The following is a 729-nucleotide window of genomic DNA, read 5'->3' on the forward strand; positions in this document are numbered from 1 at the left end:
AGATTTTGCGGTCGGCGTTTTGATTCGCCGCGAAATCCTCGGACCAGTCGCGATCGCCGCTCTTGAACAGCGGCGGCGTCCCGCCGGGCACAGCACTCTCCTGCGGCGGAACCGGCAGCGGTTCGTCTCGGCTCCAGAGCTGGCCAGGCGGTTCGGTCCCGGTGGTGAGGAAAACGGCTGTCGCCCTCACACGTTGCTGACCGTCTTGCGACAGTGCCGCGTCGGCAACAGTGATTCGAGATCCTCGACGGACCACCGTGCTGCGCAGATCGAACGCGGCGTTGTCGACCGGTTGATACAGGTCGACTGTGAGTCGAGCGGGGATGAAGCCCTCCGGGCAGTGGGTCTCGAGTTCCCGGGCGAGCATGCCGGCCACGGCTGTTCCGCTCAGTTTGGTCGGTGTCCATGGGCTGACGGCGAGTTTCTGGGCGACGAGTCGACCATCGCGTTCGACGAAGAAGCTCAGCATCTGTGTTCGGTCCCCTCCGAAATCCGTTGACACTCAGAAGTGAAACACGTTACAGCCGCAGCTGCGGAGCGTGGTGCTGGCAGTGCCTGCGCATCTGGGGTACACCCCAACACCACAGTCGTGACCGGGGACGAACAGCGTCAAAATAGGGTGAGAATTCGCCTTTCTTGACACTTGTCGGCTGGGTTCTTTGAATCTAACTGGACGTTCCGGGTGAGAAGGGGGGTCGCGCGGTGCGCGTCGGCTACATCAGGGTCAGC

The 729-nt window shown here is 62.6% G+C and carries 1 protein-coding gene; it reads right to left on the reverse strand.

From position 1 onward, the window contains the following. A partial coding sequence (locus A5780_RS11830) for an acyl-CoA thioesterase domain-containing protein (protein ID WP_197521651.1) occupies nucleotides 1–469 on the reverse strand: 469 nt, incomplete at its 3' end. Between the last annotated feature and the right edge of the window lie 260 nt (nucleotides 470–729).

The sequence above is a fragment of the Nocardia sp. 852002-20019_SCH5090214 genome, from assembly GCF_001665865.1.
GTDB lineage: Bacteria > Actinomycetota > Actinomycetes > Mycobacteriales > Mycobacteriaceae > Nocardia > Nocardia nova.